The sequence below is a fragment of the Enterobacter sp. A103 genome, from assembly GCF_034427535.1.
Taxonomy (GTDB): Bacteria; Pseudomonadota; Gammaproteobacteria; order Enterobacterales; family Enterobacteriaceae; genus Enterobacter; species Enterobacter asburiae_B.
Window position 1 is genome coordinate 113,280 of the sequence record NZ_JAXQPQ010000009.1, and the last position, 25,138, is coordinate 138,417.

At 56.4% G+C, this 25,138-nt stretch carries 20 protein-coding genes and 1 pseudogene; 10 read left to right on the plus strand and 11 right to left on the minus strand.

Features of this window, described 5'->3' with window-relative positions; all coding sequences use genetic code 11:
- Window positions 1-28: 28 nt before the first annotated feature.
- From SPH27_RS19310 to SPH27_RS19330, 5 genes are all read right to left on the minus strand, one after another.
- Window positions 29-1,444 carry a sugar porter family MFS transporter gene (locus SPH27_RS19310; RefSeq protein ID WP_182071545.1) on the minus strand — a complete coding sequence of 472 codons (1,416 nt, stop codon included), beginning with the start codon at window positions 1,442-1,444 and terminating at the stop codon, window positions 29-31.
- A 312-nt stretch (window positions 1,445-1,756) separates the two neighbouring features.
- Window positions 1,757-2,518: a 2-dehydro-3-deoxy-D-gluconate 5-dehydrogenase KduD gene (gene kduD / locus SPH27_RS19315; RefSeq protein WP_033146454.1), complete on the minus strand. Its 762-nt coding sequence runs from the start codon at window positions 2,516-2,518 to the stop codon at window positions 1,757-1,759.
- 63 nt (window positions 2,519-2,581) lie between these two features.
- Window positions 2,582-3,418, minus strand: coding sequence for a 5-dehydro-4-deoxy-D-glucuronate isomerase (gene kduI / locus SPH27_RS19320; RefSeq protein ID WP_039263316.1), 837 nt, complete (start codon window positions 3,416-3,418; stop codon window positions 2,582-2,584).
- A 235-nt stretch (window positions 3,419-3,653) separates the two neighbouring features.
- Window positions 3,654-4,832: an acetyl-CoA C-acetyltransferase gene (locus SPH27_RS19325; RefSeq protein WP_038417283.1), complete on the minus strand. Its 1,179-nt coding sequence runs from the start codon at window positions 4,830-4,832 to the stop codon at window positions 3,654-3,656.
- A 93-nt stretch (window positions 4,833-4,925) separates the two neighbouring features.
- Window positions 4,926-5,792 (minus strand): LysR family transcriptional regulator, encoded by an 867-nt coding sequence (locus SPH27_RS19330; RefSeq protein ID WP_047650217.1) that lies wholly within the window; start codon window positions 5,790-5,792, stop codon window positions 4,926-4,928.
- 105 nt (window positions 5,793-5,897) lie between these two features.
- Between SPH27_RS19330 and SPH27_RS19335 the strand changes: the two genes are divergently transcribed.
- Both SPH27_RS19335 and SPH27_RS19340 read left to right on the plus strand, forming a co-directional pair.
- A complete protein-coding gene (locus tag SPH27_RS19335) occupies window positions 5,898-6,359 on the plus strand; it encodes a multidrug/biocide efflux PACE transporter (RefSeq protein WP_023333288.1) in 462 nt (153 codons plus the stop codon).
- Between the two features lie 119 nt (window positions 6,360-6,478).
- Complete coding sequence (locus SPH27_RS19340; RefSeq protein WP_033146458.1) at window positions 6,479-7,708, plus strand: amino acid permease; 1,230 nt, start codon at window positions 6,479-6,481, stop codon at window positions 7,706-7,708.
- Between the two features lie 37 nt (window positions 7,709-7,745).
- Here SPH27_RS19340 and SPH27_RS19345 read toward each other — a convergent pair whose 3' ends face one another.
- Entirely contained in the window at window positions 7,746-8,216 is a 471-nt protein-coding gene (locus tag SPH27_RS19345; protein WP_023309067.1) for an Lrp/AsnC family transcriptional regulator, read from the minus strand.
- A gap of 115 nt (window positions 8,217-8,331) precedes the next feature.
- Between SPH27_RS19345 and SPH27_RS19350 the strand changes: the two genes are divergently transcribed.
- Window positions 8,332-8,943: a LysE family translocator gene (locus tag SPH27_RS19350; RefSeq protein ID WP_182071544.1), complete on the plus strand. Its 612-nt coding sequence runs from the start codon at window positions 8,332-8,334 to the stop codon at window positions 8,941-8,943.
- A gap of 27 nt (window positions 8,944-8,970) precedes the next feature.
- On the opposite strand, the gene SPH27_RS19355 is transcribed toward SPH27_RS19350, so the two are convergent.
- Both SPH27_RS19355 and yjdI read right to left on the minus strand, forming a co-directional pair.
- A complete protein-coding gene (locus SPH27_RS19355) occupies window positions 8,971-9,243 on the minus strand; it encodes a GNAT family N-acetyltransferase (RefSeq protein ID WP_008499687.1) in 273 nt (90 codons plus the stop codon).
- Between the two features lie 10 nt (window positions 9,244-9,253).
- Window positions 9,254-9,484, minus strand: a complete 231-nt coding sequence (yjdI, locus tag SPH27_RS19360; protein WP_008499689.1) for a 4Fe-4S mono-cluster protein YjdI — start codon at window positions 9,482-9,484, stop codon at window positions 9,254-9,256.
- A 178-nt stretch (window positions 9,485-9,662) separates the two neighbouring features.
- Here yjdI and SPH27_RS19365 point away from each other — a divergent pair, with 178 nt between their 5' ends.
- From SPH27_RS19365 to SPH27_RS19395, 7 genes are all read left to right on the plus strand, one after another.
- On the plus strand, window positions 9,663-11,303 hold the full coding sequence (locus SPH27_RS19365) for an ATP-binding protein (protein WP_182071543.1): 1,641 nt from the start codon (window positions 9,663-9,665) through the stop codon (window positions 11,301-11,303).
- A complete protein-coding gene (locus tag SPH27_RS19370; protein ID WP_075202213.1) occupies window positions 11,287-11,982 on the plus strand; it encodes a response regulator in 696 nt (231 codons plus the stop codon). Before SPH27_RS19365 ends, SPH27_RS19370 begins: the two co-directional genes overlap by 17 nt.
- A 168-nt stretch (window positions 11,983-12,150) precedes the next feature.
- Window positions 12,151-13,239: an ABC transporter substrate-binding protein gene (locus tag SPH27_RS19375; protein WP_023309072.1), complete on the plus strand. Its 1,089-nt coding sequence runs from the start codon at window positions 12,151-12,153 to the stop codon at window positions 13,237-13,239.
- 80 nt (window positions 13,240-13,319) lie between these two features.
- Window positions 13,320-15,089, plus strand: a complete 1,770-nt coding sequence (locus tag SPH27_RS19380; protein ID WP_182071542.1) for an ABC transporter permease — start codon at window positions 13,320-13,322, stop codon at window positions 15,087-15,089.
- Window positions 15,082-16,152, plus strand: a complete 1,071-nt coding sequence (locus SPH27_RS19385) for an ABC transporter ATP-binding protein (protein WP_182071541.1) — start codon at window positions 15,082-15,084, stop codon at window positions 16,150-16,152. The genes SPH27_RS19380 and SPH27_RS19385 overlap by 8 nt, the downstream gene beginning before the upstream one ends.
- A gap of 242 nt (window positions 16,153-16,394) precedes the next feature.
- Window positions 16,395-16,943 (plus strand): hypothetical protein, encoded by a 549-nt coding sequence (locus SPH27_RS19390; RefSeq protein WP_182071540.1) that lies wholly within the window; start codon window positions 16,395-16,397, stop codon window positions 16,941-16,943.
- A gap of 293 nt (window positions 16,944-17,236) precedes the next feature.
- Complete coding sequence (locus tag SPH27_RS19395) at window positions 17,237-17,518, plus strand: hypothetical protein (protein WP_182071539.1); 282 nt, start codon at window positions 17,237-17,239, stop codon at window positions 17,516-17,518.
- On the opposite strand, the gene SPH27_RS19400 is transcribed toward SPH27_RS19395, so the two are convergent.
- From SPH27_RS19400 to SPH27_RS23130, 3 genes and pseudogenes are all read right to left on the minus strand, one after another.
- Window positions 17,510-17,806 (minus strand): contact-dependent growth inhibition system immunity protein, encoded by a 297-nt coding sequence (locus SPH27_RS19400; RefSeq protein WP_224979430.1) that lies wholly within the window; start codon window positions 17,804-17,806, stop codon window positions 17,510-17,512. The genes SPH27_RS19395 and SPH27_RS19400 overlap by 9 nt on opposite strands.
- Window positions 17,803-21,015, minus strand: coding sequence for a hemagglutinin repeat-containing protein (locus SPH27_RS23125; RefSeq protein ID WP_416208286.1), 3,213 nt, complete (start codon window positions 21,013-21,015; stop codon window positions 17,803-17,805). Before SPH27_RS23125 ends, SPH27_RS19400 begins: the two co-directional genes overlap by 4 nt.
- A gap of 36 nt (window positions 21,016-21,051) precedes the next feature.
- Window positions 21,052-25,138 (minus strand): annotated as a pseudogene (locus tag SPH27_RS23130) (beta strand repeat-containing protein); the annotation flags it as partial.

Consider the following 25,138-nt stretch of genomic DNA (forward strand, 5'->3'; position numbering starts at 1 on the left):
GAGTGAAACCTTCGAACATGCAAAACAATCACACGCCAATGTTTCGCAGTTTCTCTCCTGCCATCAGCTTGCGCTCGATATGTTCCAGCGTCACGCCTTTGGTTTCCGGGATCAGCCAGAACGTAACGCCAATAAACGCCACGTTCAGCACCGTATAGAGCCAGAACGTTCCCGCTGCGCCAATCGCGTCCAGCAGCGTCAGGAACGTCGCGCCGATGATCATGTTCGACACCCAGTTGGTGGTCGTGGAACAGGTGATGCCAAAGTCACGGCATTTGAGCGGCTGAATTTCGGAGCACAGGATCCACACCACCGGCGCGGCGCTCATCGCGTAACCTGCGATACACATCATGGTCATACCGACAGAAAGCCAGGAAAGCCCGCTTGAGGCCGTGCCGTTATCAAACTGCATCAGGCAGTAGCCCAGAATCAGCGTGCCGAGCGCCATCACGCTGAAGCCAATTTTCAGCGCCGGTTTACGCCCGGCTTTGTCCACGGTGAATACCGCAATAAAGGTGGCGAACATGAAGGTCAGCCCGACCACCAGGGTTGCAATCATCTGCTGTTCCGTGGTGGTGAACCCGGCCATTTTGAAAATGCGCGGCGCGTAATACATGATGATGTTCATGCCGGTGAACTGCTGCATTGCCTGCAGCAACATGCCGAGGAAGACCGCGCGGCGCACGTTGCGGTTGATCTTAAACAGCACCCAGCCGCCCTGTTTTAGCTTCAGGCTTTCGCGGATTTCGTTCAGCTCTTCGCGCGCTTTTTCCGAGGTATCGCGCAGCATGCGCAGAACCTCTTCTGCCTCCACGTGACGCCCTTTTTGCGCCAGCCAGCGCGGGCTGTTTGGCAGGAAAATCACCAGGACGATCAGCACCAACGCCGGTAAGGCCAGCACGCCCAGCATCGCGCGCCAGTTCCCGCTGTAGCTGAAGTAGGTGTCAGACAGGAACGCCAGCACAATACCCAGCGTGACCATCAGCTGATACATGCTGATCATCTTGCCGCGCACGTTTTCGCTCGCCATTTCGGAGAGATAAAGCGGCGCGGTGTAGGAGGCAATCCCCACCGCCACGCCCAGCAGCACGCGGGAGAGCAGGAGGATTTCAACATTAGCGGCAAACGCCGAGCCAATGGAGCCGGCAACGAACAGAATCGCCCCGACCATCAGGCTGTATTTGCGCCCCAGGCGGAACGACAGCCAGCCGTTGAACAGCGCGCCGATGGCCGCGCCGAGCATCATGCTGCTCACCACCCACTCCTGCAGACGACTGCTGAGGGTAAAGTGATCGGTAATAAACGGTAGTGCGCCGGCAATGACGCCGATATCCAGTCCAAATAACAGGCCCGCCACGGCGGCGGCAATGGAGACAAACTGGTTCATGCGGCGAGTATCACGCAGCGCAGCGGGCATTAGGGTAGAGTCATTTATCGATGTCATATTTTTCCTGCCTCAACAGCAAAATTCGTTAACTGAAATTACGAGAAAGCGAAGAAAAGTGTCAGGCAGGAAATCGCGAAGTTATGGATTATTCCGCTACGGCATACGGTTCTGTGATGGACATTACAATTTCAACTCGTGGCGAATAATCACGTATTTTTACTAATCAGTTAATATTTAAGCAATAAAAGTGTGATTGCCGTCATTTGCGATTTTTTAGTATGGATTTTTCATCTTTATCGATATGGACTAAGCCAATTATTGCGCAAAAAAACCTCCGCCCACAGGCAGAGGTTCTTAATACAGGTGGAATTAACGCGCCAGCCAGCCGCCGTCTACAGCCACGGTGTAACCGTTGATGTAATCCGATGCGGAGGAGGCCAGGAAGACAATCGGCCCCATCAGATCGCTCGGCAGACCCCAGCGTCCCGCAGGGATACGCTCCAGGATCGCCGCGCTGCGCTCTTCGTCAGCACGCAGCTGCTGCGTGTTGTTGGTCGCCATGTAGCCCGGCGCAATCGCATTCACGTTGATGTTATGTTTCGCCCATTCGTTTGCCAGCAGGCGGGTCACGCCCATTACGGCGCTTTTGGACGCGGTGTAAGACGGCACGCGGATGCCGCCCTGGAACGAGAGCATAGAGGCAATGTTAATGATCTTGCCGCCTTTCCCCTGGGCAATAAAATGCTTCGCCGCCGCCTGGGACATGAAAAATACGCTCTTGATGTTCAAATCCATCACGTCATCCCAGTCGCGCTCGCTGAAGCTGATCGCGTCTTCGCGGCGGATCAGCCCGGCGTTGTTCACCAGAATGTCGATATGACCGAATTCAGCCACCGCGCGGTCCAGCAGTTCAGGAATGGCATCGATTTTACGCAGGTCAGCGGTCAGGCTCAGGAAACGGCGGCCCAGGGCCGTCACGCGTTCGATGGTCTCAGTCGGTTCAACGATATTAATTCCGACGATATCGCAGCCCGCTTCCGCCAGGCCTAACGCCATTCCCTGACCCAGCCCGGTGTCACACCCGGAAACCACAGCCACTTTCCCCTGCAGAGAGAATGCATCCAGAATCATGTTTATTCCTTACTCTTTCAGAGCCTGTCACTCACAGGCAGGTTTATGCTTCACCGCCCGCGACTAGCGCAGATCGCTGACCGCAACGTGGTCCATATCATCAAAGACCTGGTTTTCCCCCACCATTCCCCAGATAAAGGTGTAGGCTTTCGTCCCTACGCCGGAGTGAATGGACCAGCTCGGTGAAATCACCGCCTGCTCGTTGTGCATCACGATATGGCGCGTTTCCTGCGGCTGTCCCATCATGTGGAATACGCAGGCGTCCTCATCCATATTGAAGTAGAAGTAGACTTCCATGCGGCGCTCGTGGGTATGGCACGGCATGGTGTTCCACAGGTTGCCCGGTGCCAGCTCGGTCAATCCCATGCTGAGCTGGCAGGTCTCCAGCACGTCCGGCACGAAGTATTTATTGATGGTGCGGCGGTTGCTGGTGAGGTTGTCACCCAGCGTCACGGGTGCGACGTCTGCGGTGGTCACTTTTTTGGTTGGGTAGGTAGAGTGAGCCGGCGCGCAGTTGTAGTAAAACTTCGCAGGCCTGCTGCCGTCGATGCTGGCAAAGACCACGTCTTTCGCCCCTTTACCCACGTACAGCGCCTCGCGATGGCCAATCTCATAGCATTTTCCGTCTACGGTGATGGTGCCCGGCCCGCCGATGTTAATCACCCCCAGCTCGCGACGCTCGAGGAAGTAGCTCACGCCCAGCTGTTTACCGACCTCACCGCCCACGGAGACACTTTTCGTGACGGGCAGAATCCCGCCCACAATGATGCGGTCGATATGGCTGTAAACCATGGTGTACCTGTCGGCCTCGAATACCTGCTCGACTAAAAATGCATTGCGCAGCCCCTGAGTATCCAGCGTTTTGGCGTGCGCACTGTGGATGCTTTCTCTGACGTCCACGGTAACCTCCAGATGTGGTCATGCCCGAAGGCGGAAATAAACGAAACAGCGTTCCGTTTTTCATAATGAGCACATACTATCGGCATAAAGCGGGCTTTTCAATTATATTTAAAACAACGTTTCATTTTTATTTTTGTTTATAGCGAAAATGATGTTCGGATCACAATTAAGCCGCCGGGAGAAAAAAAACGCGAAAAAAAACCTCCCGGAGGAGGTCATTTTTAATGAGAAGAGGTTAGCGTTCGATAGCCAGCGCCACCCCTTGCCCGCCGCCTATACAGAGTGTGGCAATCCCTTTGCGGGCATTGCGCTTTTTCATTTCGTGAACCAGCGAAACCAGGATTCGGCAGCCGGACGCACCGATAGGATGGCCCAGCGCGATCGCGCCGCCGTTAACGTTGACCCGCAGGGGATCCCACTCCAGCATTTTTCCGACGGAGATCGCCTGCGCGGCATAGGCTTCGTTCACTTCGATCAGATCCACATCCGAAAGCTGCCACCCCGCGCGCTCCAGGCAGCGGCGGGTCGCGTAGACCGGAGCGATCCCCATCAACGCAGGATCAACCCCTACGCTGGCGAACGCCTTGATGCGGGCCAGGACCGGAAGATCGAGTTCAAGGGCTTTGCTTTCGCTCATCATCATAACGGCGGCAGCGCCGTCGTTAATGGAAGAGGCATTTCCCGCCGTCACCGAGCCCTGCATTTCAAACGCGGGGTTCAGCCTCGCCAGGCCTTCAGCGCTGGCGTCGGTGCGCGGCTGTTCATCGGTATCCACGAGGATACGCTCGCCGCTCTGACGCTGCGTGCTGACCGGGACAATCTCGTCGCGAAAGCGACCGGAATCAATCGCCGCACGCGCTTTTTGCTGCGAGCTTAGCGCATAGGCATCCTGCACCTCACGGCTGATGCCGTACTCGCGCGCCAGGTTTTCCGCCGTCACGCCCATATGATAGTCATTGAACGCATCCCAAAGCCCGTCATGCACCAGGCTGTCGAGCAGCTGACTGTTGCCAAGCTGTGCGCCGGTCCGGCTGTCGGTCAACACGTGCGGCGCGCGGCTCATATTCTCCTGCCCGCCCGCGATGATCACGTCCGCTTCACCACACTGAATGGCTTGCGTCGCGAGATGCAGCGCTTTTAATCCTGAACCACAGACGTCGTTGATGGTGATGGCCGAAACGGTATTGGGCAGCCCGCCCTTCAGCGCCGCCTGACGCGCAGGGTTTTGCCCGGCACCGGCCGTGAGGACCTGTCCCAGGATCACCTCATCAACTTCATGTGCTGCGATCCCGCTGCGTTCCACCAGCGCTTTTACCACCACGCTGCCCAGGTCAACCGCCGAGTGACGCGCGAGCGCTCCCTGAAAACAGCCGATAGCTGTACGCAACGCACCCACTATTACGACATCTTTCATCACGACCTCTGTGTTAAATGACATGACGATAGTAGAGGATTGTTACTGGCAATTATCTTAATTGTTTAAAAATAGTGAGTTTAATCACAAGGATCAGCGCGCATCCTGCAGATACTGCCGCAGCCAGCTGCCGGCAACGCCGGGAGGGGATCGTTTATTCCACAGCAGATCGATGCCGATCGCCCGCGGCCAGCCGGGAACATTGAGCTGTACCAGGGATTTCGCGGCGGCAAATTCATCCACCAGCGCGCACGGCAGCACGCACCAGCCAAATCCCTGTACCGCCATACTCAAGAGTAACAGGTAATTCGGGGCTGACCAGACGGGCCCGCGCGCGATCTCAGCCTCGCGCTCAAGATAGGTGCTGAGCCGCAGCTCTCGCCAGCCGTGCAGCTCGTCATGCTGAACGTCATGTTGTCCGGCCAGCGGATGCGTGGTCGCGACATAGATCGCCATGCGGGTCTGCATCGGCAGGCGAGTGACGCCAATATCCGTAGGGTAACTGTCGCGCGCTTCCGTCAGGCCAATCTGCGCTCGCTCCTTTTGCAGCAGATCGATCACGTCCTCTTCCTCGCCAATCAGACATTCGAATTCCGTATGGGGAAAACGCGCGTCAAACTGCTTCATCATCTCTTCCAGCACGTCCGGGTTGAGGGTATCGGAAAGGACAAACGTCAGACGCGCCTCCGTTTGCGCCGTTAGCGATACCGCCAGCTCATCCAGCCGCGTGCTGGCGGCGAGAATAGCCTGCACGTAGCCCAGCACCTGTTCTCCCTGGACCGTTAACACCGGCTGGCGTGCCGAGCGGTCAAACAGCTCGAAACCGAGATCGGCTTCAAGATTGGCAATCGACGTGCTGATCGTCGACTGGCTTTTACGCAGCCGGCGTGCGGCAGCGGAAAAAGAGCCCGCCGCAACGGTCTCGACAAACGCCTTAAGGGCTTCGGGTGAATAGCGCATAACCTATCTACTTTAGCGATGGATACTATCTTTAATATATCAGCTTTAGCGATGAAAATAGGTTGCATCAACGCCCATACCGGCGAATTAATGAGGTCTATGACTATGCAACATCAGGATGCACTCCAACGTAAACTGCCGGAGCGGATCTTTCATGCTGTCTGTTTCGAAGGGATTGCGACGGCGATCCTCGCCCCTACGGCGGCGTGGCTTATGCAGCGTTCCGTGGTGGAGATGGGTGGGTTGACCATTATTCTGGCCACCACCGCCATGCTGTGGAACATTATCTATAACTTCGGCTTCGACCGTTTCTGGCCGGTTCAGCGCGTCAAACGTACGGCGAAAGTGCGCGCGCTGCATGCGCTGGGGTTCGAATGCGGGTTTATCGTGATTGGCGTGTCGATTGTCGCCGCCGTGCTGGGCGTTACGCTGCTTCAGGCATTCACGCTTGAAATAGGTTTCTTCCTGTTCTTCCTGCCGTACACCATGTTCTATAACTGGGCATACGATTGCCTGCGCGAGAAATTTCTTAAGCGTCGCCAGCAACGGCGCGCCCTGGCAGGCTAAACCGCCTCTGGCCGGACGCCCGTTCCGGCCAAACTCCGTCGAAGCAACTGCGCTCTTCAGGCATAACTATGGTAAATTGCACGCCATTCCGATGGTTTGATAGTTGATACGTTGCTCTAATGTCGAAAATTTGGTCAAAAGATGAGACTCTCTGGAGTTTCGCTCTCTATGGCACGGCCGTGGGCGCAGGAACGCTGTTCTTGCCCATTCAGCTGGGCTCCGCAGGCGCTATCGTCCTGTTTATTACCGCCCTCGTGGCCTATCCCTTAACCTACTGGCCGCACCGGGCGCTGGCGCAATTTATCCTGTCGTCGAAAACAAAAGGCAACGAAGGGATCACCGGCGCCGTCTCGCACTATTACGGCAGGAAGATTGGCAATCTGATCACCACGCTCTATTTCATCGCCTTCTTTGTGGTGGTGCAGATTTATGCGGTCGCCATCACCAACTCGCTCACGGAGCAGCTGGCGAAACACCTGACGGTAGATACCGCCGTTCGCGTGCTGGTCAGCCTGGGGGTGGTGCTGGTTCTGAATCTAATCTTTCTGATGGGGCGCCATATCACGATAAAAGTGATGGGCTTCCTGGTGTTTCCGCTGATTGCCTATTTCCTGTTTGTCTCGCTCTATCTGACCGGAAGCTGGCAACCCTCGCTGTTGACCAGCCAGATGGCCGTCGATCGTCATACGCTGCATCAGGTATGGATTTCGATTCCGGTGATGGTGTTTGCTTTCAGCCATACCCCGATTATCTCAACGTTTGCCGTTGACCGTCGCGAGAAGTTTGCCGACGGTGCCATGGATAAATGCAAGAAAATCATGAAAGTGGCGTACCTGATCATCTGCCTGAGCGTGCTGTTCTTTGTCTTTAGCTGCCTGCTCTCAATTCCGCCGTCGTACATTGTTGCCGCCAAAGAGCAAGGGGTAACGATCCTGTCCGCGCTGTCGATGATGCCTTCTTCTCCGGCGTGGCTGGGCATTTCCGGGATTATCGTGGCGATTATTGCGATGTCGAAATCGTTCCTCGGCACCTATTTTGGGGTGATTGAAGGGGCGACGGAGATCGTGAAGTCGTCGCTCAATCAGGTGGGCGTGAAAAAGAGCCGCGCCTTTAACCGCGCGATTTCCATTATGGGGGTGTCGTTAATCACCTTTGCCGTCTGCTGCATTAACCCGAATGCCATTTCGATGATTTACGCCATCAGCGGCCCGCTTATCGCCATGATCCTGTTTATCATGCCGACGCTGTCGACGTATCTGATCCCCTCCCTGAAACAGTACCGCTCGATTGGCAACCTGCTGACGCTGATCGTCGGCGTGCTGTGCGTGTCGGTGATGTTTGTCGGCTAATTTCCTTTCCTGCCCGGCGCTCTGCCGGGCATGCCTCTCAGTCTCGCCCAGCTGATTCCAGCGGAAAAGGTCTGTCCTGCACGACCGTTTTCATCACAAGCGTAGAGCGAAGGTGCTGCACGCCGGGCATGGCGGAGAGCTTCTCGTCGTAGAGTTTCTGGAAAGCGGACAGGTCGCGGGTCACGACGTGCATCAGATAATCGGGATCGCCAAACAGGCGCTGTGCCAGCACGATCTGCGGAATTTCCTCCACCGCTGCTTCAAACGCGCTAACCGCCTTTCTGTCCCCCTCCTTCAGCGTCGCAAACACTATCGCCAGGAAGTTGAATCCCATTTTGGCGGGGTCGAGGCTGGCACGGTATCCCGTTATCGCCCCGCTTTGCTCCAGCGCCCGCACGCGACGATGGCACGGCGAGAGGCTCAGATTCACTCTTTCCGCCAGCTCGGTCAGGGATAAGCGGCCATCAGACTGTAGCTCAGCAAGAATTTTTCGATCGATGCTATCCATGTGGAAGATTTTCTCAATTTCACGGTGTTATGAGCATAACATTGAAAGCCTATTTCGCAGGGTTAGCGATATTCTTTTTCTCAACGTTTGACGCACTGCGGGAGTTTTCACGACGATGGAAATGAGTATTGTGGCCGGCTTTTGGGTGGTTTCTTTTCTGCTCATCATGACGCCGGGCGCCGACTGGGCCTACGCCATTAGCGCCGGGATTAACGGGCGACGCGTGGTACCGGCGGTGATGGGGTTAATGTCCGGGCATCTGTTAGCTACGCTGATTGTGGTGGCTGGCGTGGGCGTAGTGATTGCTCAGCATCCGCTGGCGTTAACCGGGCTGACCGTTGCGGGGGCCCTGTATCTCCTCTGGCTTGGCATCGGGCTGTTGCGTCACCCGGCCGCACCGGAAAAGGCCACCCACCATGCGGGAAACTGGAGACAGTGGGCGGTGAAAGGGCTCTGCATTAGCGGCCTTAACCCGAAAGTCTTTTTGCTTTTCCTGGCGCTGCTTCCGCAGTTTACCGACCCGACCGGAAGCTGGTCGCTAGCGATGCAGATGTCCGCGCTTGGCGTGATGCACCTTATCACCTGTACGCTGGTCTATCTGCTGGTGGGGTATGGTTCGAAAGCGGTACTGGCGACCCGGCCACAGGCGGCGCGTATGGTGAGCATGGCGTCAGGAGGGATAATGGTGCTGATCGCGATGGTATTGCTGTTTGAGCAGGTAAGATAAAAAAACACCGGCCATCGCCGGTGTTATTTACGCCCGAATATCGTCATATTCCCGCGTTTTATCAAACTCATGCTTCGCGAACGGGCACAGCGGGATAATTTTACGGTTCTCACCGCGCATCTTCTCCACCACTTTCGCCACCAGCTGTTTACCGACGCCCTGCCCTTTCAGGCTTTCATCCACATCGGTGTGCTCGATAATGCTCAGGTGCTCGCCGGTCGGTACAAAGACAATCTCCGCGACCTGGTTGCCGTTCGCATCATTGACGTAAAACTTGTTATGGCCTTCCAGAATATCCATGGTTCCTCGCTTATTTTTGGCGATACTTCAGCGCACCGCTCGGGCAGGTATCAATCACGCGTACAACCGTTTCAACGTCCACTTCATCGGGAATGATCCACGGCTTACGTTTCAGATTAAACAGCTTTGCGCTCCCACGCACGCAGTTACCTGAGTGTTTGCAGATCCCGGTATTGAAGTAAACGTCAATTTTCTCGCCGGTATAGGCCCGGTAACCCGCATCCAGTAGTTCTTTATCCATGACATTGCCTCTGTAATTATTATCGTGCTGAATGAAGCATAGCCTTACGAGATCCTGATGGCTATAACGCCGAAAACGAAAAGCCAGGTCACAACTCTTTTCTCGCCAGATTGCGTCCGCTATTGGCCCATGTCAGGCTCCGCAAATATCTTACTTTTACAGGGCTAGCGCAGGTTGAATGAAACGCAGACTCTCTTTTCAGGTAAAGCTGTTTTTAGCGCTGGTGTGCTTCTCCTGCCTGCTGTTAGTTCTGCTGGGAACAATCCTTTTCCATTTTATTGACCGACAGCTCCATCACGATCTCGGCCAGCGCGCCCGGGTTCAGGCCAGCCAGATCGCGCTGATGCCGGGTCTGGCGGCAATGGTAGCGGCCAGAGATATTCCGGGAATAGCCCGGTTAATTCAGCCGCTGCGCGCCGAAAGCGATGCCAGCTACATTGTGATTGGCGATACCGAGGAGCAGCACCTTTATCATTCGGAATCCCCGGAGCGTATTAATTTACCGATGATCGGCGGGGATAATGCCGAGGTGTTAAAGGGCAAAACCATTATTTCCGTGCGTCAGGGCGGAATTGGCGTGTCGCTACGCAGCAAAGCGCCCATCTTCAACGCGCAGCATCAGGTGATTGGTATTGTCTCGGTCGGCTATCTGACGTCGTATATTGCCAATATTAACGCCCGCATTCTCTGGCAGTCCGGGCTATACGGCGCTGCGCTTCTGCTGCTGCTGTTTATTTTCTCCTGGCTGTTTACCCGCAATTTAAAAAAACAGATGTTCCGGCTGGAGCCGAAAGATATCGCTCAGCTGGTTTTGCAGCAGCGCGCGCTATTAGAAGCCATGTACGAAGGCGTATTTGCCGTTAATGGCGAGAAGCAGCTGATTTTAATTAACCGCGCGGCACGCGAAATGCTGGATATTCGGCAAAGTGAGAAAGAACTTATCGGGAAACCGCTGGAAGACATTCTGCAGACGGCGCCGGGGTTTTTATCCCAGCGCTACGCCTCGGTGAGCGCTGGCAGCCACGACCAGATTGCGGTGCTGAACCAGCGCGAGGTGATCGTCAACCGGGTAGCCATTGAGGTCGAACCGGGCGTTGAAAGCGGTTGGGTATACAGCTTTCGCGACAAAAATGACATCAACACGCTCAGCAGCCAGCTCAGTCAGATCAAACGCTATGCGGATAACCTGCGCATTATGCGCCACGAACAGCTGAACTGGACCGCCACTCTCGTCGGGCTACTGCAGATGAAACATTATGACGAGGCGATCCGTTACATTCAGGTGCAGTCAGAAGGCGCCCAGCGCGTGCTGGACTTTGTCTCAGCCCATTTTGTCTCCCCGGCGCTGTGCGGGCTGCTGCTCGGAAAATACGTCAGCGCGCGCGAAAAAGGCATCGAGCTGCTGTTTGACCCCGCCTGCCAGCTCACCCGGATGCCTGCCGCGCTGAGTGAAACGGAGCTGATGTCCATTATTGGTAACCTGCTGGACAACGCCGTGGAGGCGACACTCAACGCGCCGGTCCACGCGCCGGTAGAACTCTACATTTCTGACCGTAACCAGGAGCTGCTGATCGAGGTGGCTGACCGGGGCTGCGGGGTGGACGATGCGTTGAAGCCGCACATTTTCCGCCAGGGATTCAGCAGCAAGCCGGACAGCGAAAACGACATTGTGGGTACCGAGCACGGTATTGGCCTGTTTCTGGTGGCAGGATATATCGACAAGGCCGGCGGCAGCATTGAGATTGCCGACAACACGCCGCAGGGCACTATTTTTTCTGTGTTTATTCCGAATGGGCGACAGCATGACCCGACCACTTGACGTTGTGATAGTTGAAGATGAGCCGCACCTGGCGGAGCTGCATCGCGAGTATATCGAGCAGAATTTCCATCTGCGCGTGGTGGGCATCGCCGCGTCGATTGAGCAGGCATGCAGCCTGATTCGTCAGCACCAGCCGCGACTTATCCTGCTGGACAACTATCTCCCGGACGGTAAAGGCGTTGAGCTCATCGATAATCCGCTGCTGAAAAGCTACGAATGCTCGGTGATTTTCATCACCGCCGCCAGCGATATGCAGACCTGCAGCCACGCCATGCGCAGCGGCGCGTTTGACTACCTGATTAAGCCTGTCTTTTTCCAGCGCCTGCACGCCTCGCTGGAGCGGTTTATGCGTTTCATCCACACCGTGCAGCAGGTGAAGGTGGTCGACCAGCATGCGCTGGATCGCCTGTTTAATCTTCCCGCCGCGGAAGCCTCCATTACGCCGTCGACGAAGGGCATTGAACCCCAAACGCTGGAACGGATTAAAAACCTGTTCGCCGAGCATCCCGATACCGCGATGTCGGTTGAAGAGGTGGTGGAAAACGTGGGGATCAGCAAAACCACGGGGCGCCGCTACCTTGAATACTGCGTGGAGAGCGGGTTAATCAGCGTCGAAATGCTGTATGGCAATATAGGTCATCCGCGAAGGTTATACCGCAAAGCGCCCGATAAACCGTAATCCAGAATCGTTCACAGGCTAACGTTCGCGGATTTTATGGTGTTAATTGCTGAAACGACGGCGACAATCACACTTCGGAATCATTGCCCGCTTCCCCCTCTTGTGGGTGGAGCCCGATACGCTATGTTGACAATTAGTTCCTCAAATGTAACTAAAAGGTTAACTATAATGTCGAACACGTTCCGAATTTCTCTGCTTACCGCTACTGTACTGTTCTCTGCTTCTGCACTCTCTGCCCTGCCGCAGGGCTATCCTGCTGAATATCAAAAAGTTGTTGATGCCGCAACGAAAGAGGGCAAGGTTGTTATTTACTCCACCACCGACATCAAGGCCGCCGGACCGCTGATCCAGGGCTTCGAAAAAACCTACCCGGGCATTAAAGTCGAATACAACGACATGAACAGCACCGAGCTGTACAACCGCTTCATCAGCGAACAGGCCTCCGGTGGCGTGAGCGGCGACGTGGTCTGGAGCTCCTCTATGGACACCGGCCTGAAGCTCGCCACCGACTACGCCATGGAGTATAAATCGCCGGAGCAAAGCCAGCTGCCGAAATGGGCGGTCTGGAAGGATAAGGCTTACGGCACCACCTATGAGCCGGTGGTCTTTATCTACAACAAGCGCCTGATCCCGGCCGGCGACGTGCCGGATTCTCACGCCGCGCTGGCGAAGCTGATTGCCAGCCAGACGGACAAATTCAAGGGCAAAGTCACCACCTACGACATCGAAAAATCGGGTCTGGGCTTTATGCTATCGGTTCAGGATCACAACGCCGATCCTAATTACTTCAAAACCCTGGCCGACGTCGCCAAAGGTGGCTTATCGGTGCAGTCGTCTACCGGCACCATGATGGAGCGGGTCTCCTCCGGTGAAAACCTGATCGGCTTCAACATCCTCGGTTCCTACGCGGAAGCGCGCGCGAAGAACGATCCTTCGCTCGGCATTTCCTATCCAAAAGATTACACCCTGGTGCTGTCGCGCGTGTCGTTCATCAGCCAGCAATCGCAAAACAGCAACGCCGCGAAGCTGTGGCTGGACTATGTGCTGTCTGAACAAGGGCAAAACATTCTGGCCAATCAGGCGGATATTCCCTCCATTCGTAACGATATCGAAGGGAAAAATGATATCGACGGCCTGACCAAAATCCTCGGCAACGCGCTGAAGCCAATTCCGGTTGATGAAACGCTGCTGGAATACCTGCAGCCGAAAAAACGCCTGGAGTACATCAAAGAGTGGCGTACCGCCGCCGGTAAATAAGCGTCTGAGCGCGGCGCAGGCCGCCGCGCTCCCTTATCGACTGAGTTCGTTTTTCTGGGCCGCAACACCAGGGATACCCCATGAATACATTACGCAGAAAGTGGCAAAGCCTGCCGCGAGGCATCGTCGTGCTGATAACCGCCCTGGTTATCTACACCCCGCTGTCGTTTATCGTGATACAGAGCTTCCTGTCCGCCCCGTTCTTTTCGCCGTCAAAAGAGTGGAGCTTTGAATCATTTGAGTTTATTTTCACCGACCCTGATTTTTATAGGGCCCTGAAAAGCGGCTTTATTCTTGCTTTCGGGCTGGTCTTTATCTCCATCCCGCTGGGTGGCGTGCTGGCGTTTCTGATGGTGCGTACCGACCTGCCCGGCCGCCGGCTGATTGAGCCGCTGATCCTGGTCCCGATCTTCGTTTCACCGATGGTGCTGGGCTTTGGCTACGTGGTGGCCGCCGGTCCGGTGGGCTTTCTCTCCCAGTGGGCTCAGGCGCTGATTGGTTTTGTGCCGTGGAATATCTACGACATGTCGAGCATTGTGGTCATCGCCGGCCTGACGCACGTCCCGCACGCCTATCTGTATATCTCGTCTGCGCTGCGCAGCGTGGGCTCCGATGTGGAAGAAGCCGCGCGCACCGCGGGCGCGTCGCCCTGGCAGGTGATGACCTCCGTCAGCCTGCCGATGGTGCGCCCGTCCATTCTGTACGCCACCGTGCTGCTGTTCTTCCTCGGGCTGGAAGTGTTCGGCCTGATGCTGGTCCTCGGCGACCCGGAAGGCAACATGGTGCTGGCGACCTATCTCTATAAGCTGACGAACAAGATGGGCACCCCATCCTATAACCTGATGGCGGCGGTTGCCGTGGTGCTGATCTGCATCACCATCCCGCTGGTGATGCTCCAGCGTCGCCTGATGCGCACCGCCAACCGCTTCGTCACCATGAAGGGGAAAGCCTCGCAGGCACGCGCGCTGCCGCTGGGTAAATGGCGCTGGGTGGCTGGCGGAGTGATTGCCTTCTGGCTCACCGTCACCATCGGCGTTCCGCTGCTCGGCGTGGTATTGCGTGCGTTTATCTCCAACTGGGGCGTGGGCGTTTCGCTGTGGGACGAGCTTTCTCTGAACACCTTCCGCACCATCTGGGCGCAGCCCAACCTGCTGCGCGCCATCGTCAACTCCATGGCGATTGGCGTGTTTGGCGGCGCGCTGGCCGTGGTGTGCTACCTGTTTGTCGGCATTGCCATGCACCGCAAGCCGGACAACACCACGCGTTTTCTGGACTACAGCGTGCTGGTGCCGCGCGCCGTGCCTGGCCTGCTGGCGGGTCTGGCGTTCCTGTGGGTGTTCCTGTTCCTGCCGATGTGGCTGGATAACTCGCTGAAATCCGGCTGGCTTTCCGGGTTCGCCTGGACCGACTGGATGCGCGAAAACGTCATCGTCTGGCTGCGTTCGCTGCGCAGCACCATTTTCAGCGTCTGGCTGGCCTATACCGTGGTGTGGATGGCTTACGGGCTAAGGCTGATCTCTTCCACGCTGCTGCAGGTGGGGCCGGAGCTTGAGGAAGCGGCGCGCAGCACCGGGGCGACGCGCGGGCAGATCACCCGCCACGTCACCATCCCGCTCTCCCGCTACGGTCTTATCGGTTCGTGGCTGCTGATGTTCCTGATCTTTGAGCGCGAATATTCAACGGGTGTGTACCTGCTTTCACCCGGCACGGAGACCATCGGCTCGATGCTGGTTTCCCTCTGGGCCGCGGGTGCCATCGATATCGTGGCGGCGCTCTCTTTCATTAACATCCTGCTGGTCGTGGTAGGTCTGGGCATTGCCCTTCGTTTCGGAGTGAAAATACATGATTGAATTAGCGGTTGACGATCTGCACTTAACCTACGGCGACAATCCTGTTTTAAAAGGTGTCTCCATGAACCTGAAGCGCGGCGAAGTGGTCTCCCTGTTAGGCCCCTCCGGCAGCGGTAAAACCACCCTCCTGCGCGCCGTTGCGGGTCTGGAAAAACCGACGCAGGGGTCGATTGTCATTGGCAATAATAAAGTTTACGACGGCACGCCGCGCAGCGAGGTCCCGGCGGAAGAGCGTAACCTGGGGCTGGTGTTCCAGTCCTATGCACTGTGGCCGCACAAGACCGTGTTTGAGAACGTGGCCTATCCGCTCAAGCTGCGCAAAGTCCCGGCCAAAGAGATCCAGCAGCGCGTGCAGGACGTGCTGGACCAGCTTGGTCTAGGCCATCTTGGCAAACGTCACCCGCACCAGCTCTCCGGTGGACAGCAGCAGCGCGTGGCGATTGGCCGGGCGCTGGTGTACAACCCGCCGGTGATTTTGCTGGACGAACCGCTCTCTAACCTCGACGCCAAGCTGCGCGAAGAGGCCCGCGTGTTCCTGCGCGAGCTGATTATCAAGCTCGGGCTATCGGCGCTGATGGTGACGCACGACCAGAATGAAGCAATGTCCATTTCCGACCGCATCCTGCTGCTCAACAACGGCAAAATTGAGCAACAGGGCACGCCGCAGGAGATGTACGGCTCGCCGAAAACGCTTTTTACCGCCGAGTTTATGGGCAGCAACAACCGCCTGCACGGCAAAGTCACCGAAGTGCGCGACGGCAAAGCGCGTATCGAAGGAAAAGGCTGGGTGCTGTGGGGCCAGGCCGGTGAAGGGGTGCAGAGCGGTGAAGAAGCGACGGCTGTGATCCGCGTCGAGCGCGTGGCGGTGGTCGATGGGCCTGGGGAAAATCAGCTTGAGCTGCCGCTGCTCACCAGCATGTATCTCGGCGACCGCTGGGAGTACCTGTTCCGCACGGTGGGAGATGATTTTGTCATTCGTGCGTATGGGCATGAGGTTCGGGATCCGCAGCACTGCCATCTTTCGCTGCCTGAGAAGCATGTGTGGGTGTTCCCGAAAGGGTGAATGTGAGGAGAAAAGGCTGCGGGATGCAGCCTTTTTTGCTTTTACTAGCATGCTACAAAGCTGGCAGAAGAAAGGGCATTTCAGCTTTCAACTATCCATCGAAATTGTCTGGCTGCGTTTATAGCCGGAGCGGTAACATGTTACAAGACTGGGTTTGCTTCAGGTAATGAGAGAACGAAATTCTAAGAGCGCTCCGGGAGCAACCGGCAGAGCGATTTTTATCAGCGATTAAGGCGATGGCAGTGAACAAGCGAATACATGGATTACTTCTAGCAATGATGGTCTGCATCATTTCTGCTCACACAAATGCAGCAACGCTCAGTGAGATGCGGGCGATCAATGCCAGTCAGAAACCTGGTATGACAGTTATTTGCCACGGTACAACAGTGATCTCATTAAAAGGAATGACTGTGCCAGTAATTATTGATGAAATGATTAAGGGCTATGTCGTTAGTAATACAGGTGGCAAGATGGTACTTAATGTCATCTATGAACAGCGAGACGACATCCATCCAGCTCCCTTTCATACACGCACATACCGTCTAACGACTACTTTAGAAAAAGTACGCCAGAGACTGGAGATTGATCCAGGCACCGTCAAAATCTCGGTGCCGAAAACCAGACAAATGGAGGAAATACTACGTAAAGCAATTGAAGCAGAACCGGTGAGTTATTCGGATTATACGACCTATCGCATTACAGAGTTCCCAGCCTATGACATTCTAGCGGGTACTGACAATCCCGGCGCGGCAACGCTGCATTGCATGCCCTCGAGAACATCAGCTTTATAGAGAGAATTCCGGTGAAACATCAACGCTTAATGGGCATCGTTTAACTGACTGAGCCGGGAAGAATCATTGAGTAATGCCACATAAATCTGATGCAACTGCTCATCTTGTGAAAATGTATCCTTTGCTGATGTGGTTGGACAAACCCCGAGTAAAGCCCCGAGACCACTTGCAACCTGCTGATCAGTGAGAGGATGAAATGTACAGACACCCCTGCGCAGCCCGTTTACCGTCCTGTATAACGGCATCCAGCGAGTTATTCTCAACAACAACATACTCTGACGCAGGTTGCTGCGATGAACCTATTTTTTCGTGTGCTTTCGGAGGCTTACAACCGTTTTTACCTGCTGCGTTTCCGGCGGGCAACTTTTCCCCGACGCGCCTTTTTCGCCCTGTTAGCCATGTTCCCGATGCTGTTAAAGAGCAACCACAACAGTATAACCGCGGCGCAAGCAACAGCAGATCCTGGGGTTTATCGAGGTGATCACCACCAAGCGACCACCTGCCGGGAAGTAGATTTGATGGTTGGCTTAGAGGTAAAAGAATCCTGGCGACTTGGCCGAGATTGCTCATTTTAATTGCTTACGTATATGTTTCAACCATTCTTCAGATGAAGGCCATTCGTTAGGGTAGTAATAGCTACAATCAATTTCGTTAAGGAGAATGTTCTGTAATTCATTATCTGATAGCGAAAGAGCCAGCAGATAATCTATTTCAACTTTCAACTGCAACTGCTCTTCCGCAGCCTCAGTAGTTTTGTAAGCTGCCAATGTTTCATCCGCATTACCAAATAACACCTCAAAATCTTGGTTAAAATAACACCTTAATAGATATGATAGAGATGGGTATTTTTCTTCAATATTCACTGTGTTGGATATCCCGTAATAATTTTATACCCGCCAGGCATTGAAGGATCTCTCCCAATGATGATTCTGGCATTTGTAGCTGGCTCAGCACTTGTTGAGCCGCGAGTAACGCTAATACCAATGGCAGTAGAGGATTGATAATCAAGCTCTAAGTAGCCCTTTTGGTTACCAGATAAATAACTCTGGATCTTTGCTTGATTACTATCAATGGCTTTGCTAGTTACGGCTTCTGCTGTAGCCCTATCTGTAAATGAAGATGCTGTTTTTGTATTACCTGTAGACACTCTATCAAATAACTCCGCTTCAGATTTTCCTACATGTCTATCAATCAAATGACCGCCTGCTTGCTCATGAGCGGTCAACCCGCCACCAGGAACGATAGTACTTCTTTGCCCTGCTTCAGTTCCTTTCGCTCCAGCTTTCCCAACCCCCGCAGCGATTCCTGCCGCACTGGTTCCTGCTAACTGTGCCAGTGAGTTTATCGCAAGCTGCTTCGCTTCCGCAGAATCGCCAGACATTAGCGCATTATGTATGGCTGCCGTCCGATCCGCATCCAACTGAATCGATGTCACCTGAAGAATCGCTAATTCGTCCTGTTCTGCCGGACTTAACCCACCATTATTACGAGATTTTTCAAGCAACTCATTGGCACGGTTGGCATAATCGGCCTGTAACTGACTAACTTCATTGGCCTTATTAACGCAGTCCTGAGCGCCTTTGCATCCAACAACGCTTTCATGCTGCTCGGCATTGATCTTCTTGTACTTATCAATAACGCCGTTTTCACAAGCAGAACTGCCCTGACACTGCGCCATCTCCTGAGAACGTGACTTGTTCTCAGTAACACTCAGCGAGTTATTCTCAACCTCCACCTTCGCCGTTTCAGACGCCGTCGCCGCCATGGAGACACTGCCATCCGTCACCGCAGCGCCTGCCAGCCCACCCGCGATACTCACGAGGCTACTGACCAGCCGTTTCTCCTCTGCAGTCAGGTCACTGGATTTTTTATCTCCATACAGCGCGCTGACCAGGTGGTCGGTCATCGCCGAGGCCGTAATGGCTCCAATGGCACCAGCCTTCAGGCCATCCGTACTGCTCCCGCCACTCAGCTGCGTCAGCGCCGCCGCCACAATACCGTGCAGCGCGGCACGGGCTGTCGGGTCTTTCTGCTCCTTGACCAGGGTCGCCAGCAGAGGGGCCGCCCCCGCTGCCGCGCCTGCCTTCAGGTTACCGCCAAGCGCACCTGCCAGTAATCCCGCCGCTGCGCTGCCCTTCGTCCAGAAGGCACTCCCCGGACCGTATTCGGTATTCTGATATCCGGGCTGCGTCTTCAGGAACGCTTCCTGCTCCTGCGGCGTATCGCCCTGCAGTTTTCCTTCTGACGCCAGCTTCGCGCCCAGCGCCGCATTGGATTCACGCGCTTTCTGCTCCGCATACTTGCCGTAAGCATCCAGCGCAGAGGTAGCCAGGGCCGCGCCTTCGCTCTGGACCGCCAGGTTATCCCTGACCTTCTGCACATCACCGTTCACGTCCACGCCGTGGTGGGCGTCAGCCGTATCACGGCTCAGGTCAGCAATATCCTGTTTCTGTCCCGCCGGGTTGCGAATGACAATGCTACCGCCACTCACCGCTGATGAGGTCGTGCCGGTGTGGCTCTCTTCTGCCTGGCCCGTACCGATGGCCGGTGCCAGGTTGCGGTTTTCACCGTTTCCGCTGCCGCCCGCGCTGCCGGAAAGCGCCACCGTATAGCCGTTGCCGCTGGTCTGGCTCTCGTTGTGGAGATTACTGAAACCCAGCGTACCCGTGTCGAGGCTATTTTTATCTGCAGACGCCGTGGATACAATCACCGCGCCGTCAAGCTGGGTATGATTTCCGGTGGTGACAGCAAAGCCGCCCTTGCCTGCGAATATCCCGCTCTGTTCAGCGACGCTCTTACCATTCTGGGTGATATTCTCACCCGATGCACTGACGCTACCGGAAGACGCACCATAACACAGCGGCGGTATGCACAGGCTGAGGGACGCGCCTGACGAAGACTGCTTGCTGTCATAACTGGCCGTATCCTGCACGCTGCTGATGGTGAGATCGCGCCCGGTGTTGACCACCACACGGTTACCTTCCAGCTCCGCACCTTTCAGGGTGGTGTCGCGTCCGCTGTTCACCGTAAGCTGTTCATCAGCATGGACAACGCTGTTCGTATTGCGCTGCGACTGGCTGTTTTCCTTGCCCTTATGCTGTGACGCTCCCAGTTCCACCGAGATGCCGTTTTGCGCACCAATCAGGCTCACACCGACACCGACGCTGAACTGGCTGCCGCTGTTTTTACTCTCAGAGTGGGTTGTGTTCTGGGAGGCAGACAGCAGAATATCCCGCCCCGCATCCAGCGCCACGTGTTTACCCGCGATCTGTACCCCCATACCGGCAATGTCATTTCCGGCACGAACAGAGACATTCTCGCCGGCATTAATGGTGGTGCCCTGCGTGTCGGTACTGTGGTAACGACTGTCCTGAGATGACGTCCCCGCCGTTAAAGACACTTTAGCCTTGATGAGCGACGAGTCCGACATAGCGCCCTGCGCCGCGGTTGCCGCCGACTGGCCTGTTCTGATGGCAGTCAGCCGTGGATCATCGCCGTTTTCTGCGCTGCGGGCAGCCGTCTCAGCGGCTTTAGCAGCCTCAACAGCCCAGCCCCCAGCAGATGCCGTCACACCATACTGGGCGCTGCTGCTGTGGTTTTCACCGTCACGGGTATCCCGGCTCACCCCCATGAGGACATTTTCGCCACTGAGTGAGACCGATTTACCAGCACGGATATCCGTACCTGACAGGGAGAGATCGTTACCGGCCTGCGCGACAACGCTACCGTTTTTGCTGCTTAGCTGGCTGCGCAATCCGTTTTCGAGGCTGCTATCTTCCCGACTGCTGTTTTTTTCATGGCGGTAGCCTGCCGTGGCGCTGTAACCATCGCCTCCCAGAGTCCCCAGCAATTTGCTGCTGCCGCTGCTCTCACTGCGCGATGTATCGCGTCCGGCAGAAACGGAGATATCTCCATTTGTGGCTGACAGCAGAAGATCGTCCGTGGCGGTCATCAGGCTGCCGCTGATATTCACGCTGCCGTCACGACTGTTAACGTAAATATCTGAGCCCTGAATGACCGACGCGTTTTGTGTGGTCCGGGTGCCGCTACTGTTGCTCTCCGCCTTGCTCATCCCGCCCGGCAGGAGCTGATTGCCGTGGGAACCCCCACCCGAGATGGCGCGAACAGCACTTCCGGCGCTCAGGTCGCTCGAAAGATTCCAGCCGCTATTTTTAGTGCTGCTGCCGTATTTCTCGCTGTCTGTGGAGGTGGTGATATCAACGTCGCGTTTCGCATCGAGGATCACCGTTTCACCGGCCTTAGCCTGGCTCCCGGCAATCAGGATATTGCCGCTGTTGCTGCCTCCCTGTTTACCGGTGGCAGTCATCTGGATATTGCCTGCGGCGGCAAGATGGCTGCCGCTGTTAAACTCGCCCTCGTAGTGCGACTCAGAGGAAGAGCGGGTGCTTCCTGCGGAAATGGCCATCATCTGGCCTGGTCCGTCAAGCGCGAGCGCACCGCCTTCCGCCCCCAGCCCCTTCACTTTATCGACGGTGCTATTGCCACTGTTGCCCTTACCGCGCACGATATCGCGCACGTTACGCACAGTGTCTTCAAATGGCGCTTTCACACTGACCGTGACGCCAGACGATTTGGACTCCTGCTTCATGGACTCAGTGGTCGTATCCCGTCCAGGAAGGATGGCAATGCTGTCGCCAGTGATATCGATATGGCCGGTTTTGCGGGAGGAATCATCCTTCGCTCTTCCGGCAACCACATCTGCCGCGCTCAACTGGACGTCATTTCCGGCGCTGATGATGACATTACCGCCAGCAGTGCCCACCGTGCTGCGGGCATCGCTCTGCGTTGTATTTGCCCCCTGCCGGGTGCTTTTTGAAGACTGCGACCCGATGGTGATACCCAATCCCGACCCGCTGGAGAAAACGCCGGATTTCTTCGTCTTTTTCATGTCGTAGTACGTGTCGGTGTTGGTTGCTGCCTCCACGGTCAGATCATTTCCAGCCTTCAGGGCCACATCGCGCTCAGCGGCAACTGATGAGCCCTGCACCGTCAGGTTGTTACCAGCCCGGAGAGCAACGTTGTCACCGGAAAGCTGCGTACCTTTCTCACGCGTATGCGTCTCTTCGTGGATGGTGTGAGTGGTTTTCTTGCTGAGGAACCCACCGGACGTCTTTTTCTCCTCCCGGTACGTATAGTCACTTTCCGTCGCAGTGGAAAGGGTGATATCCCGCCCGGCGGCCACGGCTGTATTGCCTGCGGCATAGACATCTGCAGCCTGTGCCGTTACATCCCGTCCGGCGATAACAGTCACATTCCCGCCCGCAGTGATGTCGGTTCCCGACTGGCGAACCGACTCGTTAATCACTTTTTTACGGCCTGATTTATAACTGTCGCCCTGCGTGGTCTCTTCCGCAGCCAGATTCACGTCGCGACCCGCCTGCAGCCCGACGCTTTTCTCCGCTGCCAGCGCGGCGGCCTGGGCGTTGATATCCTGCCCGGCCTTCAGGACCAGGTTATCGCCTGCGGAAATCGTGGTGCGGTCGAGCCCGGTGCTGTGGGACTCGCTTTTCCCTTTCCGGCTGCTTTCGCTTGTCTGTGCCGCGTTCAGGTTCAGATCGTTGCCCGCGCTCAGCCCCGCGCTGCCGCCCGCCTTCAGGTCGCTGGCGGTCACGTCAAGGTTATGCCCGGCATTCACCAGCAGGTTGCCGCCCGCACTGACGTTACTTCCCTGATACGTGACGGAGGAACGGCTGGTTTTCTCCCGGCTGGAGCTGTATGCGTCGTTGATCTGATTCGCGTTGACGGCAATATCGCCCCACGCGTTCAGCAGCATATCGCCGCCGGAGGCCAGGTTCGCCCCGGTAACGGTGATGTTTTTACCCGCCTCAAGCGACAGGCCATCCTGCGCGGTAATGGACGCCGTGTTCCCCAGCAGGGTGTCCTTCAGGCCGATGTTGCCGTACTTCCCGCCGGCGTTGATATCAATCTGCTCAACCTGCGTCAGGTTGTTGATGCTGCCGTCCAGGCTCTCCAGCGCGACCGTTTTGCCGCTGATGGTGGAGCTGATGTTATTGATATCGCCGATGGCGCTCAGGTTCAGGTCGCCGCCCGCTTTCATCAGGCCGTTGCTGAGGTTGCTGATGCTGTTCTGGCTGTCGAGCGTCAGGCTGTTTTTCGCCAGCAGCGAGCTGCCGCCGTTGGTGATGCTGCCGCCCTTCAGGGTGACGTTGTTGCCCGCGATCACGCTGCCGTTATTGACGGTGACGTCCTTCGGCGACAGGTAGAGTTTCGGCACCATCACCGTTTCGCCGTTGACGGTGGCTTTCTCCCACCACAGCAGGCTGTGGTCGAGCGCGGCAATCTGATCGGCGGTCAGAGAGACGCCAAACTGCAGGCCCAGCGACTGCTGCGCCGCCGCGGCGTTGTCCATCAGATAGCGCATCTGATCCAGATCGGAGCCGATGCCGTTCAGGTAGCGGTTACCGGTCTGGTTGAGCACCACGTTGGAGACATAGCGGGTATCGAACGCCGCATCGCCGAGGAAGCGGTAGTCGTAGTCCGGGTTCAGGTTGAGGCGGCCAAGCATATAGGACGAGCCGAGGAACTGCTTCTCGTCGGTAAACGCCAGCCGCGTCTCCTGCGGCGCCGTGGACGACGGTTTGATCCCGAGCATCGCGTTCAGATCGGCAAACAGGGCGGGATCAAGCTGCCCGAGACCGTTCAGTTTCGGGTTGATGCCGATCAGGTACGGGCTTTTCGGGTTGTCGGAGAAGACAAAATAGCCGTTGTTGCCCGACGGCAGCGGGTAAGCGCTGGTATCGACGCGCTGGCCCTGATAGTGCCCGACGGTACCGCCCTGCGCGGTGCGGAGATCGGCGGTGGTGACCCCGGCGTTCGCCAGCGTACCCAGCTGGCCGAGGTTCGCATCGCCTTTCTGCGTGGTGGCAACGTTGCTGAGAGGCGTGCCGGACGCGCCGCCGTTTTCCAGCGCGCCGCCGCCGTTAAGCTGCTGCAGCGCCCCCTGAAGCCGATCGTTCCACTGCGGCGAGGTCACCGCCACGGTTCCGGCAGCGCTCAGCCCCTGTTTTTGCACCCCGCTGCCGACAGTCTGGTTGCTGAGGGTGTTCAGCGATGGCGCAGGAATCGCATTGCTTATTCCTCCGCCATTCGAAGTCGTCGCCGTATTGCTTATATTACTGGTGAAATTAGCCGTGACCTGACCGCCGGCCTGAATCACCGCGCGGAGGGCTTGTTCGGTGGTATGGGTTTCGTACTGAGGCGCGCCATCCAGCGTATAAGTCACACGACGGTTGTTATCGTTGCCGGAGGCAGGGCTTCCTTTCAGGCTGGATACCTTGCCTGTTTTCCCACTATAACGATAGACCTTATATTCATCCTCTGAATAACCAAACCAGGACTGGTTATTCAGGCTATTGCCGGAAAGGTTCATCCCATTCCCGGCCAGTAAATAACCGGCACGGTTATTCAGCGTAGCGGCATTGATAGTCAGATCGTGGTTAGCGGCGATGCGCGCAACGCCACCTGTTGCGGTCACATCGACCATGGTCGATCCGACCAGATAACGTTGTACTGCTCCACTTGGCATCGGCGCGACAATTGAGAAGATATTACCGCCACCCGCACCACTGTAAATTGTATAAATATACCCCCACTCATCAGGGGGCAGGTCTGTGACTTTTACACGAATAGAGGTCGCGCCGCTCGCTGCAGGGCTGTCCGTCGCGGCCTGATAGCTGCGTGTTTCACTGATCCCCTCGCGCTCATTCAACAGGCTTCCTGTCCTGATGGTGACATCCCCATTCTGCGTCTCAATATTCCCCGACGTGTTCACCACCTGGCTGTTCGCATTCCCCGCCGCATCCCGCTGCATCCACAGGTTGTTCCCCGCCATGATGTCGCCGCGCCGGTTAGTGATGCTGTCGGCAAACAGCGCCAGGTTATTCGCCGCGTACAGCAGCGCGGTGTTGACGATGGACCCCGGCGCGCTCAGGGTCAGCGAGCCGCGCGTGCCGGTGAAGCCGTCGACGGTAATATTGCTCCGGCTGGCGACGGTGATGTCGCCCCCGCCCTGCACCGTGCCCGCGGCGTTCAGCGCCACGCTGCTGCCGGAGAGCGTGCTGGTGCCGCCGCCGGTGGTGATTTGTCCGTTGTTGCTGAGCTGCCCGCCCGCGCTGAGGTTAACCGCCTGCCCCTGCAGCACGCTGCGGTTATCG

Bases quoted from the DNA above. Each gene is read 5' to 3' on its own strand.
- SPH27_RS19310 (WP_182071545.1), bottom strand. From the start codon at position 1,444: ATGACATCGATAAATGACTCTACCCTAATGCCCGCTGCGCTGCGTGAT.
- kduD (WP_033146454.1), bottom strand. From the start codon at position 2,518: ATGATTCTGGATGCATTCTCTCTGCAGGGGAAAGTGGCTGTGGTTTCC.
- SPH27_RS19325 (WP_038417283.1), bottom strand. From the start codon at position 4,832: ATGAAAGATGTCGTAATAGTGGGTGCGTTGCGTACAGCTATCGGCTGT.
- SPH27_RS19330 (WP_047650217.1), bottom strand. From the start codon at position 5,792: ATGCGCTATTCACCCGAAGCCCTTAAGGCGTTTGTCGAGACCGTTGCG.
- SPH27_RS19335 (WP_023333288.1), top strand. From the start codon at position 5,898: ATGCAACATCAGGATGCACTCCAACGTAAACTGCCGGAGCGGATCTTT.
- SPH27_RS19340 (WP_033146458.1), top strand. From the start codon at position 6,479: ATGTCGAAAATTTGGTCAAAAGATGAGACTCTCTGGAGTTTCGCTCTC.
- SPH27_RS19345 (WP_023309067.1), bottom strand. From the start codon at position 8,216: ATGGATAGCATCGATCGAAAAATTCTTGCTGAGCTACAGTCTGATGGC.
- SPH27_RS19350 (WP_182071544.1), top strand. From the start codon at position 8,332: ATGGAAATGAGTATTGTGGCCGGCTTTTGGGTGGTTTCTTTTCTGCTC.
- SPH27_RS19355 (WP_008499687.1), bottom strand. From the start codon at position 9,243: ATGGATATTCTGGAAGGCCATAACAAGTTTTACGTCAATGATGCGAAC.
- yjdI (WP_008499689.1), bottom strand. From the start codon at position 9,484: ATGGATAAAGAACTACTGGATGCGGGTTACCGGGCCTATACCGGCGAG.
- SPH27_RS19365 (WP_182071543.1), top strand. From the start codon at position 9,663: ATGAAACGCAGACTCTCTTTTCAGGTAAAGCTGTTTTTAGCGCTGGTG.
- SPH27_RS19370 (WP_075202213.1), top strand. From the start codon at position 11,287: ATGACCCGACCACTTGACGTTGTGATAGTTGAAGATGAGCCGCACCTG.
- SPH27_RS19375 (WP_023309072.1), top strand. From the start codon at position 12,151: ATGTCGAACACGTTCCGAATTTCTCTGCTTACCGCTACTGTACTGTTC.
- SPH27_RS19380 (WP_182071542.1), top strand. From the start codon at position 13,320: ATGAATACATTACGCAGAAAGTGGCAAAGCCTGCCGCGAGGCATCGTC.
- SPH27_RS19385 (WP_182071541.1), top strand. From the start codon at position 15,082: ATGATTGAATTAGCGGTTGACGATCTGCACTTAACCTACGGCGACAAT.
- SPH27_RS19395 (WP_182071539.1), top strand. From the start codon at position 17,237: ATGAACCTATTTTTTCGTGTGCTTTCGGAGGCTTACAACCGTTTTTAC.
- SPH27_RS23125 (WP_416208286.1), bottom strand. From the start codon at position 21,015: ATGAGCAAGGCGGAGAGCAACAGTAGCGGCACCCGGACCACACAAAAC.